Consider the following 19,854-nt stretch of genomic DNA (forward strand, 5'->3'; position numbering starts at 1 on the left):
TTATTAAATATTTAATATCAAGTAATTGGTACTCAATTTATTATTGCACTTTAGTTAAACAGAAGATTTTTCATAGTTTTTGCCCTGTAAAAAGAAAGTAATTAATGGCGATGCCATAAGTGTAGTAATAATTGCCATAATAACCATGATAGTAAATAAAGTTGGAGTGATGATACCTTGCTCCAGCCCAACATTAAGGATGATTAACTCCATCAAACCACGAGCATTCATCAATGAACCAATTATCGCTGAATTACGCCAATTCTCGCCTCCAATCCTTGCTGCAAAGAAGCAAGCAACGCCTTTACCTAAAACAGCGATCGCCACGATTAATATTGTGACTCCCCACAAAAAAGGTGTGTTTACCAATCCAATTTGAGTATTGAGTCCAGAGAAAACAAAGAAAATCGGTAGTAAGAATGAAGTAGTAAAAAACTCGGTGTGTTGGCGAATTTGTTGAGAAAATTCTCCACGTGGCATCGCTGCACCAAGTACAAATGCACCAAATATTGCATAGATACCTGTGGCATCAGTAAACCAAGCGCAGAACATCAAAACTACCAATAATAAAGTCAGGGTTTGCCGACTTACACCTGCATCGCGTTTTGTCATCCGCGTGAAGATGCTAAGTAAAGGTTGCCCTAAGAAAATCGCAAATACTACGTAAACAATACCACCACCAATTGCTAAGACAGCTATGCCCATAGAATTTTTGACACTGGCAAGCACAACTGCTAGTAAACACCAAGCAACTGCATCATCAACTGATGCTGCACCTAGTGCTAAAGTACCGAAGCGTGTTTTCGCAAGACCGCGCTCGTAAATAATCCGAGCTAACATAGGAAAAGCCGTAATCGTCATTGATGCACCCATGTACAAAGCAGCAGCCCAAGGCGTTACGTTAGCTTTAAAAAAATCGCCATTGTTATAAAGTAAAAAAGAAGCGATCGCTCCTAAGATAAATGGAGTAATAATTCCGGCAGCAGATAGCAATCCTGCACTTTTAATGTGGTGTTTTAAGAGTTTGGTATCGAACTCCAGCCCAATCAAAAACATATAAATTGCCAACCCAATTTGGCTGATGGCATAAAGAATCGACATGGAAGGATTCGGGATCTTTGTTCCTATCGCAGTCAAGATAGGAAGTTTAGGAAACAGCCATTGTTGTAATTCGGGTGCAAGTAAGCCTAATAGTGATGGGCCTAGCATGACGCCTGCAATCATTTCGCAGACAACATCAGTTTGGCCAAGATAGCGTCGTCCAAAGATTGTAACAATGCGACAAGTGGCTAAAATCACTGTGAGTTGCAGAAATAGCCTAATAACCAAATCAAAATTTGACATTTGACTTCCTTGGACAAAAAAGAGATGAAGTAGTTAAATATACCAATCTTAAGTGAACAGAACAAAACAGAGCAAAGAGAATAAATAAAATGTAGAGATGCACAAATTTGTGTCTCTGCATTAGAGTTCTTTAAAACTTCAACCCTTGCTCTGCTTTTTCTCATGCATGACTAATACATCAGCACCATTGCCAATTTCGGAAACAGACTATTGATGTTACTTACTAGTTAATGTAAGAAAATGTTTTTTATAAATCATCTTGTTGAATACTCGTCATGAGCTGGGTAGACGATTACAAATAAAAACCCTTTCTATTTTTGTGTCTTAGCGTCTTAGTGGTTGAAGATTTTTTACCACTAAGGCACAGAGACACCAAGTTTTTTCAGTCAGCCAATGCAGATGTGTCAAAATTCGCAAATCTATCTGCATAAACGCAATATATATTTTGTTGCCTATGTCAATCTCTATAGAAAATAAAAATACATAATTTTTATTTTTAAATTATTAAATCCACAGTTTTTTGTAAAAAGAAGAGTGTTGTTATACCACCCAGTCAGCAGAAAGCCGAGAGTATTTAAGATTTTACAACCACTCTCCACCTCGGAAACGCCAACGGGGAAAGATAATTCGCATCAAGCTTTGGGAACCAATAAAAACTGCTAACCAGACGACACTATAATGTAACAGAAATACTTCTGGTGGTAGTTCTTCTTTAGGCAAAGGTATTGGTAAAAAACCAAAAATTTTTATCCCACAAAAAATAAATATTAATTCCCAAATACCAGCTAGGAGTTGATAAGCTGCGGGCCAATCCCTATCCCAGCGTGATTTTTGAAGATAGTTGTAGAGAACATCCCAACCTAAGCCAAATATTGCAACATAACTAATAATCCAAAAATAAACTGAATTTGCACTAGGGCCAATTAAGCCGACTGCAAAGGGCAATGATACTAATACACCCACAGTTGAAAGCAATAATAATCGTGTTTGCCAGCGACCAAATAAAGTTGGGGTCATAAGAGTCCTAAATACTCGCTAAATAACAGAAAGAAAGATGAGATGTTTTTCGATTAATTTTATTATGTTTGGATGATTAAGGAGAACAAAATCATCATATAGTAATTTTATTTTATTTATGAGCATTGAAAACCGTAGATACCCGACATCTCAAATAAATAAGTTGGGTATCTTCTTTCTATACAGCAATCCTAAATTATTAATTAGGTAGATAAGTAGCTAGGCATGAAGAAAACAAAGTTGGGAGTTTGTGCTGTCTTCGAAAACAACGCAAGCGACGAACCATAAAGTATCTTCAGTTTTGTTATGTCGCTATTACTTAATTATGTTGCTAAGATGATCTTAAGTGGCAATCATATATAGAATGATAAGCTGCTAATGGTTCCCAATTTAGTACATCCTCTAATAAGGCTTGATAGCCTAATGTGTTGGGGTGGAGACCATCTTCACTGAGGCGCTTGAGTCGCCAAGTTTCACCACGTGCCATCCATTGCTCAAAAATATCTAAATAGGGAATTTGCCGTTTGCTGCAAGCAATTTGAGTAGCTTCTTTGTAGCGGCATTGATCGGCATGATTGTAGTAAAAGCAATCGAGAAATGGCATTTTGGCTTCATCCACTGGCACCATCCCTACAAATAACACGGGACACAGTTGCTGTGCTAAATCTAACAGAGAAGCAATTTCTGATTCAAATGCTGCAAAATCTGTATAACTTCGACCATTAGGACGAGCCAACCGCGCTGAATCATTGACACCTACTGAGAGAATAATTAAGTCAGGGACGCGATTTCGCAGTTCACCCCGATGGCGAAATTCAACTTCTAGCCTTTGAGCTACTTGTTGTGTGCGATCGCCTCTGACGCCTAAGTTATAAAGAACATGACCAGCACTATCTGGTAACATCCACCATCGCCGGAGTTGTTCTACCCAACCTCCTCTTTCGGGATCGCCGTATCCATAGACTAAGCTATCCCCCAGTGCGATAATCTTCAAAGGCTGACATTGGTTTGGTGGTACAGACAGCTGCATTGAGGAAGGAAGCTCGAAGGTTTGCATCTTAAAAAGACTATATTTTATATCTTTACAAGATTCTATACATTTCTACACCATTACAGAGTATCTTACTTTTGCTTCATCCTTTAAACTTTATCTTTCTCCTTGATAAGCGTTGATTGTGTAAGGAACTGCCGCATCCTGGCGAGGCCAATTCTGGAAGAGAAAGCGAACTAGCAAAGGCAGTGAGATTAGCATCAATAAGACACCTAGCCCCCAGCTAGAACGTAATTGTTCTAAACTCTCCGCAACTGAGGTAGTGTTCGAGTCGTTGGATAGAAGCCCCATTGTGACTGCGGTTAAGTTATTTAATGCATGGCAAGCGATGGGTACTATTAGCGTTCGGGTTTTGATGTATAACACCCCCATGATTAACCCAAACAGGGACAATCCCAAAATATTTGCGTGCAGAATTCCAAATAAAAGTGATGAAACAACCAACGCACTTCGAACTCCCCACTTAGCAGCCCAACTCTGCAAAATAATCCCTCGAAAGATAAATTCCTCTGCAATTGGGCCAATTACCACATAAACCATCCCTCCTAATAGTTGATATACCAGTGGTTCTGAACCTTTAGGAGATGGATTTGTAGCAACCTGACGGATGATTCCCTCTACAAAGGCAGGCGCGACCAATGACAACAAATAAAATGATACTAAGTAGGCACTGAGTGAAAACAGGATGACTAGCATGACTAAGCCTACTAAAGGTAAGCATCTGTGGTTATTTGGTACACTCCCCACCACATACTTCAGATTGATTCCTAAGCGTTTGAAGTCTGCCAGTTCCCAGAGACAAAGTAACCCAAAGATAAAAATGTATAGTATTAAGGGAGCAACTTGATTGTTTAATTTAAAACTACTAAAACCTTGCACAAAACCTAATGCAAAGCTGAGACCAAATATTAGTAGAAAACACCGCAAAATCAAATTACGAACTTTGAGCCTGCGGAATGGATTATCGAAATTTTGAGTTGTCATAAATGGATAGTAGGCGATCGCCTATAATTTCTTTACTTTCACCTAACTAAGGTGACTGATTCAACGCCCACTTCCACCATTGCCTTAAGGAACTTACAGTATTTAGATAATGGACTCCAGGCGCACGGGCGGCGGCGAGTCCATCAACAGCGACTAATGCGGCGTACTGTAAACCAAGAAAACTATCAACTGCTGCATAAGGGCCACCAAGGGTAATTGCCCCAGCTGCATACATCTGACCTTTACCACTACGCATTTCTACCAGCTCAAAATTATTCGCCACAACCAACCGTCCCAAGTGATTTATCGGCAGGTTGTAATGTTTTACCAAATCATCCAGTAGAGGATTGGTTTCGACTTTGGCATCTAGTCCGGTAGCGTCAATAATAAAGTCAGCGGCTAGTTTCATTTCCCCAAAGCCTTTTTCTCGGATATGGGTAATAGTGAAGTTTTTGGCATCCCGTTCTACGCCTAGCACCTCACCGAAGGTAATTTGATACCAACCTTCACGTAACCCTTGCTCAGTAATGTCTTGCCAGTCGTGGCGGTCAGCAGTGGTAGTACCGCCCCAGTCTGCTAGTAAGCGCTTGCGTTCATCAGGAGTAGCTTTTTCTAGCATGACACGGAGTTCTCCGCCCCAACAGGCTTTGGGCCAGTTAAAGGGTTGGAATTCGTAATGATTTTTGACTTGACGCTGGGCTTTTTGGAATTTGTTACCTTGGGGTTTAGGCGATCGCATCAAATGCAAAACTGTAATATTCTGATTGCGTTTTCTAGCTTCATAAATGCGCTGAAAAATCCGCGAAGCGACAATCCCCCGCCCCCGAATCAAAACCGTACCACCTTGTCGTTCTAGCTGTTCATAAACATGATCGTGTGCTTCATAAGCATTAACGACCGATTTAAAATCTTGATATCTTTCTCTATAAGCTTGTAAATCTGGAAGAAACTGAATTGCTGGGTAGCCTGTTGCTAAATGTAAATAACGACTAACTATAAAAGCATGATTTCCAGAACCACGAGAATAGGCTACGCAATATCTGCCATCATCTGTTTTGCGAATTCCCCTAACTCGTCCATAGCGATAAATTTGATTCCAGCCAATGCGCTTTGCTTCTCGGTCTATAGAATTAAAGACATTACCCGCACGGGGTGTATAAGTTTCGGCAAATGTTGGTTCAGAAAACACTTGCCACAAATACCCAAATGCTGACTTCAACTTCCCTTGGGTGAAATCAACCCAAGATTCCCGCAGAGCATAACTAGGCCAGCCCCAAATATTATCTGGACAAGAGTCAGAATTAGAGCGCAGTCTTTCATATAAAGGAATTTGTGAATTCAGACATAGCCGCTTGTAACGAGCATAAGGTTCTGCTTCTAATCCCAAAGCCAGAATCTTATCAGCACTAACACCACTAATTCGCAGCAAATCAACCCAGATAAAGCTACCTAATCCTGCCCCGATCGCGAGATAATCAGATTCATCAACAGGCAAGCCTGTAGCATGAAGCGCTTGCACAACCACTGTTTGCGCCTGGAATGCTGAAGGTGGAAAATTACTCCTCAAGGGCGTCACAGACTGGTCGGGTGTCAACCTGGGGTCTGGGAGATTGGTGTTTGGGTTGAATTGAATCGTAGAAGGGGGACTTGTGATTGATGCAGTTGCGCTAGTAGCAAACGTCACCGTCATCATGTACGGGCCAATTTGCAAAGTATCACCATTAGCCAGAATACTGCGCGTTTGTTGTTGACCGTTGACAAATATACCGTTAACGCTGCCTTGGTCAGTCACCACCAGTTGATTTTGCTCCCAATCTATCAGCGCATGGTAGCGAGAAACTTCATTACTGTTGAGCAGCATCCTAGAAACGCGCTGTCCTTCGTGTTCAACAGGTAAACGAGGGAATTCTCGACCAAAGGCTATAGGCACATTCAACTTTGGTTCTCGCCGTTCCCCCGTCGCTGGATCTTCCCAACTCAATTGAATTTGTAAGTTAGTCATTGGTCATTGGTCATTGGTCATTTGTCATTAGACATTGGGCATTAATTAAGTTAATTATTCCTCTGCTTCCTCATCCCCCTCATCTCCCCTTCTGCCCGTCTTCTTAATTACTAGGTGCTACTAAAACACTGACAGCCGCAGCCAAAGATGTGCCACACCAGGGACAACCAGTATTCAGGTTCTCAACTGGGGAAACTTTATGACATCTGGGGCATTCTAGACCATAAACTCCTGGGGGCGGTGCTATGTGCGCTTGGTGATGATGGTGATGATGTACTGGTTGCACTCGCTGCTGCTGATATTCTGGGGGCTTGGTGGAATAAGTATTTGCTACTGGTTGTTGCGGTGGTGACAAAATTGTGGCTGGAATACTGTTAACTGAAACACTAGTGACTTGAAGTTTCAGTTGTCCTAAATAAATTACAGTACCTTCAGTTAAAGGTCTTTCACCCTGGACTAGTTGCTGTCCATTTACAAGGGGGGGATTTTGCGATCGCAAATTTCTGATATAGAAGCGTTGCTGCTGGGCATGAAAAAATATTTCAGTATGCAGACCAGATACGGTAGGATTACTCAGAACAATATCGCACCGTAGTGGATCGCGACCAATGCGGACGGTGCCAGGATTTTTACTTGGCTGTTGTTCGTAAATATTCTGAGTTTTATCTTGACCTGCATCGTGCCACTGTAAAGTTAGTGCGTTCATTGTTCTAACTTGGGTAACTCGTATTTAGTTACTTCAACTCCTTCCTGTGCGATTCCTAACACGAATTACTAGGCGCAAGCAAGTATTTAGAAAAAACTTCATTGAAGAAGAATACAGATAAGCCAGTTGCGTGCGGAGGTTCCCTGCATTGAGCAAACTGGCGTTCAGGAGCCAGAATACAGAATACAATCAGTCCCCGTCTTACACTTTTTATTAAACTCTTTTATTTAGTTACCTGTTGAACTCCTAAGTCAGAAAAACTCCTGACTCCTGACTTCTGGATGCTTTATCTTGCAGACGCTAATTTATCAGCAATGCGTGTGGTTTCTGGCAACCGATATTTAGGAGTACAGTGCAATACGTAGTTAATTGCTGTGTTTAAGCTGATTCTATGACCGCTGGATACATACACAGGTTTGACTCCTGTACGTGTTCTTAAAACTGCTCCAATCGTTTCACCTTTATGTATCAGAGGTTGCAAGCTGCCTTTAGTTTCTGGTAATTCTTCATGCTTGCCAATCAACAATGATTTTGCTACACCAATCGTCGGTATATCTACAATAATACCTAAATGGCTGGCTATACCTAATCTTCGAGGATGAGCAATACCTTGGCCATCACACAGAATGATATTTGGTGTTGTTTTAATCTTTTCTAATGCGTCGATTACCGCTGGTATTTCTCGAAATGACAAAAAACCAGGAATGTAGGGAAACGAAGTAGGACGGTAAGCGAGATTTGTTTCGATGACTTGTAAATCAGGAAAACTCAGTACAGCCACTGCTGCACGGCTAATTGTACCATCGGCTTCAAAACCCATATCCACACCAGCTACGTACTGGACGGGTTCTTCGAGTTGATCCTCTGTAATTACCTGCGATCGCAACTTTTCTTGGATGACTATAGCTTCCTCTACTGTTCGAGGCCAAGTATGAGGTTGATAAATCTTCATATTCAAAATTAGGAATTATAAAATATTTTTTCCGAAACCTTTCTTGATAACGGTGTATTTACCACTATTCTTAATTTTAAAGTTTTTGCAGCGTTTTAGGAAAGTAAAACTATTGCGAATTCAATTATTAGCGAAAAATTTTTTACTTTACTTTGCTAAAAAGATATGCGTAACATCAATAGAAACCCTAACTCTGAAGTTCCAATTTGGTTTTACTTAACTGGAGGACTAGTTTTATTAATTGTGGCAATTATTTTTCGCCCTTTTAGTATTGTTAATGCAGGCGAAAGAGGCGTTCTCATGAAATTTGGCAAAGTTCAGGATCAAGTCTTAGATGAAGGTATTCATCCGATTATGCCAATTGTAACATCAGTCAGAAGGCTGAGTGTACGCGTGCAGCAAAACACTTTTCAATCTGATGCTGCTTCTAAAGACCTCCAGAAAGTTACAACAGAACTTGCTGTAAATTGGCACGTTGATCCGGCACGAGTCAATAAAGTTTTTCAGCAAGTTGGCGATCAGCAACAAATCATTACGGGAATAATCACTCCAGCTGTATCTGAAGTTCTTAAAGCAGCAACTGCTAAAAAGACAGCAGAAGAAATTATAACTAGAAGGACAGAACTCAAAGAAGAAATTGATGCAAATTTGAAAAACCGTTTAGCTGCTTATGGTGTAGTAGTAGATGATGTTTCTCTAGTAAATTTTGCCTTTTCTCCAGAGTTTAGCCGGGCGATTGAATCTAAACAAATCGCTGAACAAGAGGCGAAGCAAGCAGGATTTATTGCTCAAAAAGCAACTCAGGAAGCTCAAGCAGAAGTTAACCGTGCAAAAGGGCAAGCTGAAGCGCAAAGATTACAACGGCAAACTTTAACAGCAGAGTTGTTGCAAAAGCAAGCGATAGAAAAATGGGACGGACGTTTTCCGATGGTGATTGGTGGTAATAGTTCGCTACCATTAATTAATATTAATCCCGATAGTTTAGCCACCAAAGATAATAAACAGTAATTTTCTCTTATTTACAAGTTTTAATAAGGAACGAATATAAGCATTACTGAATTTAAGTATGAAGGTCAAAAAATAAATCCTCAAACTCTTATTCTCTGTGTCTCTGCGCCTCTGCGTGATAAAAATTTTTATTCTTCCTTATTTTACTACCACATAGTTCGGCAACAAAGAATCTAACAAGGTATCAATACTATCATCAGATAAATCTGGTATAGATAGCACTAGCTCAGGTTTACTAAAAAGACGCTTTATTGACTGGGTATAGGTTGGATCGTAGTAAAACTGTAAGATATCTTGCACAAATATTTCCCAGTCGCCTGCATCAATCAACTGATACCACTCACTTAATTTTGCTGAACCACATCGAGATTTAAGTTTCTCCAGCTTATCTTTTAAAATATCAGGATGAGTAACCAGATGTGGATATTCCTGTAAGAGAAACTTAACTCTAGTAGCTACAGGTAGTCGAATTTCTACACAACTACCTTGTTTCATGTTCTCCCACAAGATATCGGGCAAATATACTTGCCCGATTTTTTTACTTTCTGATTCTAACCAGATTGGCTGATGAGTATTATAGTTTTGTAAATGTTGCAATAGAAGTGTTTCAAAATATTTTTGCGAGGGTTGCTGCGAAAGTTTTCCTTGCCATTCTTCACCCAACAAGGAACCACGATGATTAGCTAAACCTTCTAAATCTAAAACTTGAGTGCCATACTGACGTAACTTATCTAAAATATAAGTTTTACCGCTACCAGTTAAACCACACAATATTTTGTATGTGAATTGTGCTGGCAAATGTTCTAATTGCTGACGCACATAAGCGCGATAGGTTTTGTAACCTCCTTCGAGTACGGTAACGCGCCAGCCAATCTGCGACAGCACCAAAGCTATACTATTAGAACGCTGTCCACCGCGCCAGCAGTACAGTAGGGGATGGTAGTCTTTTTCTTTGCTAGTAAAGTGCTGACTTAAATGCTGGGAAATATTTTTTGATACTAAAGCAGCGCCAAGTTTCCGTGCAGTAAAGGGCGAAACTTGTTTATAAATAGTTCCTACTTCACCACGTTCAGCATCATTGAGAACTGGTAAATTGATCGCACCAGGGATATGATCTTCTGCAAATTCACTAGGCGATCGCACATCTATTATTTCACTATAAGTTTCTGCCCAAGGTTCGTAGCTAAATGTCGGTGAAGGCGGCATGACGATTAATTACTAGCTTTTTTAATTCTGTCACTGTCATGGCTTTGGTTGTGAAATTATGTAATCTGATTAATTTAAGTAAATATACTTAGAAACTGAAAATTTTGTCTAAAAATTTATAAAAATGTTGCTTGTACGCATAAACGGGGAATCCTGAGTATAGAAAATTATTTTCTCAGCTTTCTTCTTTTATTGGTTATGACACAGACTAATATTCTGCAACTTGCTAAACAGGGAGATACAGAGGCGATCGCATCTCTAATTAACCGCCAACTACAACCCAGGGGTATCACCGCCACAGTTGCCTTTAAAGATGCTTGCTTACAGGTAATGCTGGAATCTACTCAAATGCTAAATCAGCAAGCTTTGGTTGCGTTTGTTCAAAAAGGAATAACTGGTTTAGGTGCTGCATCTATTGAAGTAGTAGAAGTTTCCGCACGACAAACTGGTGAAGAGTTCCCCGCTTGGAAACAAAAATTTTATTTAGGGATAGTAAACACTGAATCAAAATATGTAGATGATGAACAGCCTTCCACAAATCCTCATGGGCTAACTATTGCTATTAACTTAAGTGGTGATACTGCACGAGAATTAACAACCAAAGATTTTGAAATTATTGCAGATAAGATGTCAACTGATATTTTTTCATCTTGTAATTACGCTTGTATTAAAAAAGTCTGTATTAGTAACGGTAGCTCTGTAATTACAAAAGAACGCTAATATGTGAAATGTTCTATGGTAAAAGTTTTAATCTAACATTTATATTCGTAATATTGAGTCATCTACGACTTAACATAAGTCTATCTAAATATTGAAAAGATAGCTTAAAAAGTTTTAATAATGTTAATTTAGCTTTTAAATGGGGAATCCTGAGATAGACAATATCTACTCAGGCTTTTACATTTATTAGTTATGACACAGCCGAATCTTTTGGAACTTGCTAAACAAGGAGATGCACAAGCGATCGCATCTCTAATGAACCGTCAATTACAACCCAAGGGTATTAAAGTAAAAACTAATCTAACATCTGGTTGTTTTATGGTAATTGCAGAATCAGAGAATGTCCCAGAACAATCATTTTTAGTTGATTTCATTTGTAAGGGTATAACAGAATTAAAAGCTGAAGTAATTAAGCGGGTAGTAATACATGGTCGAGTATCTGGGAATAACACTTCAGTATGGCGAGAATCGTTTGAGATAAAATCTGATCTTACAGTGCAACAGGAGCAACTAGAATTCATCAATAGTTTACCTGTCACTAGCCACAAATCTAAAAATAAAATATCCATAATAGATAGATTAACAAGCTTTTTAAGGGTAGTTAAGGATGCAAGAGAAGTTATAAATATAATTCTTTTACTAAGTATTTTTCTAACTTTAACTGCTAACTTATTTATTAATAACAAATCTAGACCAACCTTATGGGAATATAAGGTCGAGAGCATTGATGACGCAGCATTTGATGCTGCTATGCATCGCATAGGAGCTGAGGGTTGGGAATTAACTTCGGCTCGAAGAGCGATTTCTGGTGAAGGGTCTTCCAGCCGAGGACTCTACGAAGTTATTTTTAAGCGACCAGCTACAAAAGCAAAGATTAGAGAAAATAGCGAAAAACTGAAGGTTGAAGCGAAAGAATCGTTGTTACAGTCAACCCAACTTCTAGCCAAGATTGGTATAGGCTCTATCAATCGCGCACAACAGGCTAACTATCTCGAAAAAATGACTTTTGCTAACACAATTGAAGAACTGGGGCTGAGTTTAAAATTAGAAACTGAAAACTACGTTTACAACATTACTACAGACTCAAGTAGCTCCTTTGTAACAGCCACCGCTAAAATTGATGAACTAAAAAGTTATGTAGGAGCCGTTTTTTTAGTCCTAGAAAATGGCGAAACTACTACAGTTGCAGTTAGGTGCGAAACAAATGCACCATCGAAAATATCTCCAAAATCGCCACAACTTAATGTAAAACAGCCAGTCTGTCCTGCTGGTTTGTCTGAAGTTGATTAAGATTCACAAAACTCAAGCTATCGCTACTAAAAGATAAGCTAGAAAAAAGTGCGATCACTCAACTTTAAATATTAATCAAGAAAATAATATACTATTAAGAGCAAAACTTTTACTATCATTCTTCGATAAAGAAGAAGATATGTATGTTGCTGAGTGTCCTTAAGTTGGGACAGTTGCTCAAGGCGAAACAATTGAAGAGGCTATTGCTAATCTCAAAGAAGCAACAAGATTATATTTAGAAGAATGTCCTTTATCTGATACTGATACTAGTCCCAGGTTTGTAACCAGTATAGAGGTTAGCTATGCCTAGATTGCCTAGAATATCAAGCAGTGAGGCAATTCATGTAAATAAGGAATAAATTATTATGCTTAATGGATTCAAGCAAAAAACGATAGTCAAAACTGGTGGTGTAGTAGAAATCTGTTCCCCAGAACTTCCAGCAGGCGCAACTGTAGAAGTGATAGTACTTATAGAATCAACCCAACAGCAGCCTCAAAAGCCTCTAACCAGCTTTATAGGAGCTGCGAAAGGTACTTTTACCACTCCACAGGAAGTTGATAACTTTGTTCGCCAAGAACGGGATACATGGGAATCCTAGATACTATTCAAGGCAAGCTAGTTTACCTCGATACCAATATCTGGATTTATGCTTTAGAAGGATATCCAGAGTTTATCCAAGATTTAACTCAGCTATTCCAAAGTATTGAGCAAGGCAATTTGAGTGCTGTAACAAGTGAATTGTCACTTGCTGAAGCATTAGTAAAACCATTCCAAAATCAGGACTTAGCCCAACAAACAACTTACAAACAGGCCATTAACAATTCACAAAATTTAATAGTGGTTCCTGTCAGTCGTCAAGTTTTAATTGAAGCTGCTAAACTCCGTGCCGTTGTCAAGATTAAGTTACCTGATGCTATCCACGCAGCAACAGCACTGCTGACTCAATGCTCTACTTTTTTAACTAATGACCAGCGCTTTGAGAGTGTCCCTGGCCTATCAGTAATTTTACTTTCACGAATTAATTCTTCTTAGTTAGGATACAAGAAGCAAAGCAATTTCGCCCTCAAAGCCAGTCATGACAGAAAAACAGACGCGGCGCAATTTCTTGATTACCACCGTTGCAACTGCTGGAGGTATTATGGCAACTACTAGTTTGCAACAAAATGCCACCAACACCGCTTCACCGCCAGCAACAATGCCAGAAAGAGTTCTGGGACGTACGGAAGTAAAAGTGCCTATCTTCGGGTTGGGAGGTGCAGGACAAACGCCCTTATCCACGGAAGGAAAAGAGCGTGAGGCTGTAGAAATGATTCAAAAAGCACTCGAACTTGGCATCCGCTACTTTGATACGGCAGCTAGTTATGGGCCAAGTGAAGATTATTTAGGCAAAGTCTTACCAGCACACCGCTCAAAGATATTCTTAACGAGCAAGACAGATAAAAGAGACCGTGATGGTGCATGGCGAGAATTAGAGCGATCGCTTAAACGTCTCAATACAGATTATCTCGATTTGTGGCAGTTGCATCATGTCTCTTTTACCGAAGAACTTGATACCATCTTTAGTAAGTCTGGGGCAATTAAAGCTTTTGAAGAAGCAAGACAGCAGAAACTTGTGCGGTTCGCAGGTATTACCGGACATCATGATCCGCAAGTGATTGCTGAAGGTTTGCGACGCTATCCTTTCCACACTACACTAATTCCTATTAATGCCGCTGACAAACACCACCCGCAACCCTTCATTCCTGTAGTTTTACCAGTTGCTCAAGAAAAAAATGTTGGTGTGATTGCGATGAAAGTCCCGGCTTACGGTCGGCTTTTTAAATCAGGTGGGTTAAGAGGTATGCAGCAAGCTTTAGGATATGCTTTGTCTCAGCCTGGAGTTCATTGTTGCGTGATTGCGGCTGAAACAGTTGCACAATTAGAGGGTAACGTCAAGATAGCGCGTGCTTTTCAACCCCTTAATGAGAAAGAATTGGCTGCGATCGCCGAACAAACTGCTAGTATCTGGGAAGATAGTACATTTTTCCGTGCTTGGCATTAATGTAAGTAGATATTACAGCTAGTATTTAGAATAGCGTTGTGCAGCTTGTAACATCTGCAATTGTAGTAATTTTTCGTCTCCCAATTGCTGCCGGAAACTCGCCTTAAAAGGTAATATATTTAATCTACGAACAATCTCTGTTGCTACAGCCTTTGCTAATAGTGGCGGTACAGAGTTGCCGACTTGCCGAAATCCGTGCCATTTAGTCACATGAAATCTAAACCAGTCAGGGTAAGAATGCAGTCTTGCCGCCTCCCTAACTGTAATACATCGGGGTGTAAATGGATGAATTGGTCTAGGAGATGTGAAAGAACCTTTATACATATCTGTTCCTGCTCTTAAAGTGTTACAAACACCAGCAGGATGTAATTTATGAAAACGGCTAATTGGCTCTCTTTCTCCCTGGGTTGTAGCAGCAAAGCGTTGAATAGTTTCGCTTGAATGTTTTGTACGTAAACTTGAAGAGAGAATTCGGGAATCGAATTCACGCTCATAGGAATAATCATCTACTAAAGTGCTGATGCGGCGAAGTTTAAGAGCGTAATTACTAGGCTTACCGTACTCTGCTACTACCCAATCCTGCTTGAGTAAATCTGAGTATTTTTCTACTTCAGGTATATCTCCAATCGCCTCCCAAACAGTTGGGCTATCTGGAAGCACAGATAAATTTTCTCGTGTCGAATCATTTGGTTGAGCTGGTTTAGTAATTGGTAGAGGATATTTCGGTAACTCTACATCCTTCCTTGCTCCCAAAAGAAATAATCTTTCACGGGACTGTGGTACGCCGTAACGAGCAGCATTTAAAACTTGATAATTTTCTTCAACCTGATAGCCATGAATTTTAAACTCGCTAATCAAAGTTTTGAGAATTTGTTTATGTTCCCCAACTGTGATACCTCGGACATTTTCCATCACAAAAAATTTCGGTTGTAGTTCTAAAACCAACCGATGAAAGTGAAATACCAAAGAGTTCCGTGGGTCATCAAAAGCGCGTTTACCAATTAGTGAAAAACCTTGACATGGTGAACCACAAATTACTGCATCAATTTCGCGATCGCCAATTTCAGATCGGTTTCTAATCTCTTCCCCTGTTGTTTCAACAACACTTTTACATAACACTGAGCAAAAAGGGAAGTTAAACTCATGGATTGCACAGTGGATAGGGTCAATTTCTACGGCTGCTAGCACATCAAAACCAGCTTGTTCAAAGCCGAGGGTCATACCGCCAGCGCCTGCGAACAAATCAACTGCGATCGGTCTTTGCTTTCTCATCTCATGAGCCATCACACCTCTAAATAGGTTGGAACTTAGGACAATTATTTACTAATTCCTAGTTCCCAGTCCCCAGCCCCTAGTTCCCAGCCCCCGGTAGCATCTGCAAAATCTCTTGAGCAGCGCGATCGCATACGCCTACTTCTCCTAAACACTGCCGCATTTCCTCATAATCTACCAAAGTTTGCTGTCTGCGGTCAGGATTGAGTAGTAATTCCATTGCTGCTTGAGTGATATTCTCTGGTGTGGCTTGCTCTTGTAAGAACTCTGGCACAATCTCTTTCATCACAACTAAGTTGGCTGGCGAAGCGAAGGGTATAGAACCTTTAAGGATTTTCCTGGCAAACCAAACAGTAATCGGATGCAAGCGGTAAGCTACAACTTGCGGCACGTTTAACAAAGCAAGTTCCAGGTTGACAGTGCCAGATTTAGTGATAGCGAAATCAGCTGCGGCAAAAACTTCTTTTTGTTGACTTGATACGACTGTCGCTCGCAGATCGTAACGCCTAATTGCCTCCTCGATTGGTTGTCTATAAATTTCCAAAGACAGAGGAATCCAAAAATGAACTTCGGGTAATTTGGCTTGAATAGTTTGAGCAGCTTGAAAAATAACTGGTAAAAGATATTTTAATTCTTGATGGCGAGAAGCAGGGAGGAGAGCGATCGCTATCTGTTCGGGCGTAATTCCCAATTTTTCACGGGCTGCTTGGCGACTCGGAGCATTTTGCATATGGTCAACTAAAGGATGCCCCACCCAAGTTACTTTTGCGCCTTTGTCGCGAAAGTAACGGGCTTCTTCTGGGAAGATTGCCAACAGCTTGTGTGTAAAGCTAACTATTCTGGCAGTGTTACGTACATTGACTGACCATACCCACTCTTGGGGAGCAATATAATACAGCACAGGCACTTGTGGTAAATGCTGTTGCATATAAGTGCCAATGCCGATATTAGGCCCCATGTAGTCAATCAGCACCACTAAGTCAGGTGGATTTTGTTTTAGAGAAGCGATCGCCTTTCGCTGCACCTGGAGAGTGGGCAAAATATAAGGCAAGCTTTCTAGAAGACCCATTGAGCCGATGCCACTAGTATTGCCCAGCAGAGTTGCCCCTGCCTCTACCATTTTTTCGCCCCCTAGAGCCAAAATGTCTAATTCCAAGTTTGCAGCAGTGGCTTGACGCTTCAGCGCTTTAATTAGCAGCGACCCTTGCAAATCACCAGATACTTCGCCAGTGCTGATAAATATCCGCATTTTATAATTGATAGATAGTAAAAATTAGTAATTAAAAGTTAAGAGTGAGTAGTGATAAGTTAAGAGTTAAGAGCCAATAATCAGGAATTAATACTTAGGAGTTAATTAGCTAATTAGAAGTCAAGAGTGAGTAGTTAAAAATTTAATCTATTTTCTGTACAGACGCGATTAATCGCGTCTCTACTCTTAACTCTTGTACAGACGCGATTAATCGCGTCTCTACTCCTAACTTACTATTCACGACTCATCACTCACGCCGAATTTACTCTTTCCTGGAGTCAAGCCACGCCGTCCTGGCATCTGAGAAAGTAGTAGGAAGCGACGCAGGTACTGTAATTCTTTACTATCTCCCAGCAGTTCCAGCTGTTCCAAGGCGTCCTTAAAGGTTAAGTTAGAACGGTAGAGAATGCGGAAGGCTTTCTTCAGGATTTGCAGGTCGCCTGAGTCCATACCAGAACGTTTGAGTCCTACAAGGTTGAGGGTGCGTATCCGCGACGGATTTCCCTCAACTAGCATATATGGCGGCACATCCCGGTCAATACGAGCCATGCCTCCTACCATTGCGTGTCTACCAATATGTACAAATTGATGGACACCCAAAACCCCGCTTAGCCTAGCGCGTGACTCTATGTGGACATGACCTGCTAACGCTACAGAGTTGGCAATTACTACATGATCTTCAATCACGCAGTTATGAGCCACATGAACGTAAGCCATTAGCAAATTGCCATCCCCAATTACCGTTGCTTCACCAGCACCAGTGGCGCGGTTAATAGTAACGTACTCACGAATTAAGTTGTTGTCACCAATTTTGACCCAGGTAGGTTCTCCCACAAATTTTAGATCCTGGGGTTCCATGCCGATAGCTGCACCTGTGAAAATCTGATTTCCCACTCCAATTTCACAAGGGCCTTCAAGCACTACATGAGCGCCAATTATTGTTTCAGCACCCACTTTGACATGCGCTCCAATCACAGCATAAGCACCGACTTGCACCGTTGGATGGAGTTCCGAGTTAGGATGAACTACAGCAGTTGGATGAATAAGCGTCTTCAAGGGTGAATCTCCAGAACTGTCTTTATGAGCTAGCACCGCGCTCTAGTTGACAGAGTTGAGGCGACTAGCGTTACTGAATTGTGTGAGTATTCAGCGATCAAAAGTGTCGGGCCAAGCAAGTTAAGTGTGTTCGCCTTGGTCTCCGTTAGGAGAAGAGAGGGCGTCGAAAATCAAGAAATTATAAAATGCTCTTGTGGGTAGTTTGTTTTACTGCTGTCCTTTGCAGGATTTAGTGAGGGCGCATCACGGTTGCACCCTTACCGCGCTAACAAAATTTTAGTTAATCAGAGAAAACATCAATTCGCCTTCAGTAGCAATCTTGCCGTCAACTTCAGTACGGGCTTGCATCCGAGCGAAACGACGTTGTTTTACCCATAACAGTTCCACGGTCATTACCAGCTGATCTCCTGGTACTACTTGGCGGCGGAAGCGGACTTTATCGATACCAGCAAAAACGAACAGTCCGTCTTCAAACCCTGGCAGTTGTTTTAAGACAATTCCCCCAACCTGTGCCATTGCTTCTACAATTAGCACTCCTGGCATCAATGGTCGTCCTGGAAAATGTCCTTGAAAATGGGGTTCGTTGACGGTGACATTTTTAATGCCTACAGCTAGTTTCTGTGGTACGTAGTCAATAATCCGATCTACAAGTAAAAATGGATAGCGGTGGGGTAGCAATTGCTGAATTTCTTCAGATGTCAGAGTCGTTTTAATCTCAGATGTGGTTGTACTTTCATTAGTGGGTTGTTGTTCGGTAGATGCTGGCGCCAAAGTGTCGGTGCTATTAACTTCAGTGAGAATTGACATTAGCAGTGTGGTTGATTTTTAATCTGGGAGTTGAGTGGCGTATATTGAAACTTTTGATACGATCAAATTTTATACTTTAGAGCGAATCCAAAATCTAAAATCCGTTTTGGAAAGTTTGCGACAGAGGTAAACCCCCCTGGCACACCAGTTCGCTCAAGTCGGCAAACCTGCTGACATGATTGGCTTAACTTTCTGCCAAATCTAAAATTTTCTGAGCCAGTTGAATGTGTAAATTATGGCTGGCTTTATACGCTAAGAAATGAGCTTTGGGAAAAGTACCCAGTAAACTTAAATCTCCTACTAAATCCAAGATTTTATGACGTACTGGCTCATTTGCAAATCTTAATGGTGGATTTAGCCAACCTTCAGACCCACAAACAAGTGCATTATCCAAGCTGCCACCTTTGATTAACCCTGACTGCTGTAAATGTTCAATTTGATGCAGCAAACCAAAGGTACGGGCAGGGGCAATTTCCGCAGCAAAGCTAGCAGAAGCATTCTCTAAATCGGCAGATGGTGACCAGCTGTGCCATTGATTACCAATAGCGGGTAGGTCGAAGTCAATACCGTAACTAAAGCGGGTTTCTAATGTTGGTAAGGCACAAACAAAGGCATCACCTTGATAGACCCATATTGGTGCATCAATATTTAAGGTAATTTCATTGGTGGTGGCTGTTTGTGATACTAAACCAACTTCAGCGATATTGGCTGTCCACACCCCGGCTGAACCATCTAAAAGCGGGACTTCTGGCCCATCAATTTCAATGCGGGCGTTATCCACACTCATACCCACCAGCGATGCCAACAAATGCTCTACCGTGCAAACGCACGTTTCACCTTTACCCAGCTGAGTCGACAGAACAGTCTGGCTAACTGCTGCAACTTGGGCTGGAATAATTGGTAAATCTGGCAAATCCACCCGCACAAAGTAGCGTCCTCTTCCCGCCTCAGCTGGTAATATCCGCACACGGGTAGTCACACCGCTATGCAGCCCCACTCCTGTCTGGGTGATTTCCGCAGCTAAAGTGTGCTGTTGCATACGCGGAAAGCCAATATATTTTGTTTAGTATTGTTCATAGTTAGTTATGGCAGAATCCCTGATATACCCTAAAAATGTAACTACTCCCTTTACCGGAATAGTATTGAGG

At 40.9% G+C, this 19,854-nt stretch carries 19 protein-coding genes; 6 read left to right on the forward strand and 13 right to left on the reverse strand.

Annotation, left to right across the window (positions count from 1 at the left end):
* Window positions 1-54 precede the first annotated feature (54 nt).
* The 7 genes from WKK05_RS27885 to nfi form a co-directional block, all read right to left on the reverse strand.
* Window positions 55-1,344, reverse strand: coding sequence for a cation:proton antiporter (locus WKK05_RS27885; RefSeq protein ID WP_341526272.1), 1,290 nt, complete (start codon window positions 1,342-1,344; stop codon window positions 55-57).
* Between the two features lie 582 nt (window positions 1,345-1,926).
* Entirely contained in the window at window positions 1,927-2,361 is a 435-nt protein-coding gene (locus tag WKK05_RS27890) for a hypothetical protein (protein ID WP_341526273.1), read from the reverse strand.
* A gap of 331 nt (window positions 2,362-2,692) precedes the next feature.
* Complete coding sequence (locus tag WKK05_RS27895) at window positions 2,693-3,418, reverse strand: GDSL-type esterase/lipase family protein (protein ID WP_341526274.1); 726 nt, start codon at window positions 3,416-3,418, stop codon at window positions 2,693-2,695.
* 90 nt (window positions 3,419-3,508) lie between these two features.
* A complete protein-coding gene (locus WKK05_RS27900) occupies window positions 3,509-4,396 on the reverse strand; it encodes a type II CAAX endopeptidase family protein (protein WP_341526275.1) in 888 nt (295 codons plus the stop codon).
* A 46-nt stretch (window positions 4,397-4,442) separates the two neighbouring features.
* Complete coding sequence (locus tag WKK05_RS27905) at window positions 4,443-6,398, reverse strand: FHA domain-containing protein (RefSeq protein ID WP_341526277.1); 1,956 nt, start codon at window positions 6,396-6,398, stop codon at window positions 4,443-4,445.
* Window positions 6,399-6,501: 103 nt separating this feature from the next.
* The gene (locus tag WKK05_RS27910) at window positions 6,502-7,104 is read right to left on the reverse strand and encodes an FHA domain-containing protein (RefSeq protein WP_341526278.1); all 603 of its coding nucleotides are present in this window, start codon (window positions 7,102-7,104) and stop codon (window positions 6,502-6,504) included.
* A 286-nt stretch (window positions 7,105-7,390) separates the two neighbouring features.
* Window positions 7,391-8,056 (reverse strand): deoxyribonuclease V, encoded by a 666-nt coding sequence (gene nfi, locus WKK05_RS27915; protein WP_341526279.1) that lies wholly within the window; start codon window positions 8,054-8,056, stop codon window positions 7,391-7,393.
* A 165-nt stretch (window positions 8,057-8,221) separates the two neighbouring features.
* Here nfi and WKK05_RS27920 point away from each other — a divergent pair, with 165 nt between their 5' ends.
* Window positions 8,222-9,064: a prohibitin family protein gene (locus tag WKK05_RS27920; protein ID WP_341526280.1), complete on the forward strand. Its 843-nt coding sequence runs from the start codon at window positions 8,222-8,224 to the stop codon at window positions 9,062-9,064.
* A gap of 138 nt (window positions 9,065-9,202) precedes the next feature.
* Here the strand turns inward: WKK05_RS27920 and mnmH are convergent, their stop codons facing one another.
* Window positions 9,203-10,270: a tRNA 2-selenouridine(34) synthase MnmH gene (mnmH, locus tag WKK05_RS27925; protein WP_341526281.1), complete on the reverse strand. Its 1,068-nt coding sequence runs from the start codon at window positions 10,268-10,270 to the stop codon at window positions 9,203-9,205.
* A 198-nt stretch (window positions 10,271-10,468) separates the two neighbouring features.
* Here mnmH and WKK05_RS27930 point away from each other — a divergent pair, with 198 nt between their 5' ends.
* The 5 genes from WKK05_RS27930 (at window position 10,469) to WKK05_RS27950 (ending at window position 14,322) form a co-directional block, all read left to right on the forward strand.
* Entirely contained in the window at window positions 10,469-10,990 is a 522-nt protein-coding gene (locus tag WKK05_RS27930; protein ID WP_341526282.1) for a hypothetical protein, read from the forward strand.
* A gap of 192 nt (window positions 10,991-11,182) precedes the next feature.
* A complete protein-coding gene (locus WKK05_RS27935) occupies window positions 11,183-12,280 on the forward strand; it encodes a type IV pilin-like G/H family protein (RefSeq protein WP_341526283.1) in 1,098 nt (365 codons plus the stop codon).
* 365 nt (window positions 12,281-12,645) lie between these two features.
* Window positions 12,646-12,879 (forward strand): hypothetical protein, encoded by a 234-nt coding sequence (locus WKK05_RS27940; RefSeq protein WP_341526284.1) that lies wholly within the window; start codon window positions 12,646-12,648, stop codon window positions 12,877-12,879.
* A complete protein-coding gene (locus tag WKK05_RS27945; protein WP_341526285.1) occupies window positions 12,867-13,313 on the forward strand; it encodes a PIN domain-containing protein in 447 nt (148 codons plus the stop codon). The genes WKK05_RS27940 and WKK05_RS27945 overlap by 13 nt, the downstream gene beginning before the upstream one ends.
* A 43-nt stretch (window positions 13,314-13,356) precedes the next feature.
* Window positions 13,357-14,322: an aldo/keto reductase gene (locus WKK05_RS27950; RefSeq protein WP_341526287.1), complete on the forward strand. Its 966-nt coding sequence runs from the start codon at window positions 13,357-13,359 to the stop codon at window positions 14,320-14,322.
* An 18-nt stretch (window positions 14,323-14,340) separates the two neighbouring features.
* On the opposite strand, the gene WKK05_RS27955 is transcribed toward WKK05_RS27950, so the two are convergent.
* The 5 genes from WKK05_RS27955 to lpxC form a co-directional block, all read right to left on the reverse strand.
* The gene (locus WKK05_RS27955) at window positions 14,341-15,606 is read right to left on the reverse strand and encodes a DNA cytosine methyltransferase (RefSeq protein ID WP_341526288.1); all 1,266 of its coding nucleotides are present in this window, start codon (window positions 15,604-15,606) and stop codon (window positions 14,341-14,343) included.
* A 67-nt stretch (window positions 15,607-15,673) separates the two neighbouring features.
* Complete coding sequence (gene lpxB / locus WKK05_RS27960) at window positions 15,674-16,843, reverse strand: lipid-A-disaccharide synthase (protein WP_341526289.1); 1,170 nt, start codon at window positions 16,841-16,843, stop codon at window positions 15,674-15,676.
* Window positions 16,844-17,080: 237 nt separating this feature from the next.
* Window positions 17,081-17,899 carry an acyl-ACP--UDP-N-acetylglucosamine O-acyltransferase gene (gene lpxA, locus WKK05_RS27965; protein ID WP_341531213.1) on the reverse strand — a complete coding sequence of 273 codons (819 nt, stop codon included), beginning with the start codon at window positions 17,897-17,899 and terminating at the stop codon, window positions 17,081-17,083.
* Window positions 17,900-18,175: 276 nt separating this feature from the next.
* Window positions 18,176-18,706 carry a 3-hydroxyacyl-ACP dehydratase FabZ gene (gene fabZ, locus WKK05_RS27970; protein ID WP_341526291.1) on the reverse strand — a complete coding sequence of 177 codons (531 nt, stop codon included), beginning with the start codon at window positions 18,704-18,706 and terminating at the stop codon, window positions 18,176-18,178.
* Between the two features lie 184 nt (window positions 18,707-18,890).
* Window positions 18,891-19,745 (reverse strand): UDP-3-O-acyl-N-acetylglucosamine deacetylase, encoded by an 855-nt coding sequence (lpxC, locus tag WKK05_RS27975; protein WP_341526292.1) that lies wholly within the window; start codon window positions 19,743-19,745, stop codon window positions 18,891-18,893.
* Between the last annotated feature and the right edge of the window lie 109 nt (window positions 19,746-19,854).

The organism is Nostoc sp. UHCC 0302, from assembly GCF_038096175.1.
Classification (GTDB): domain Bacteria; phylum Cyanobacteriota; class Cyanobacteriia; order Cyanobacteriales; family Nostocaceae; genus UHCC-0302.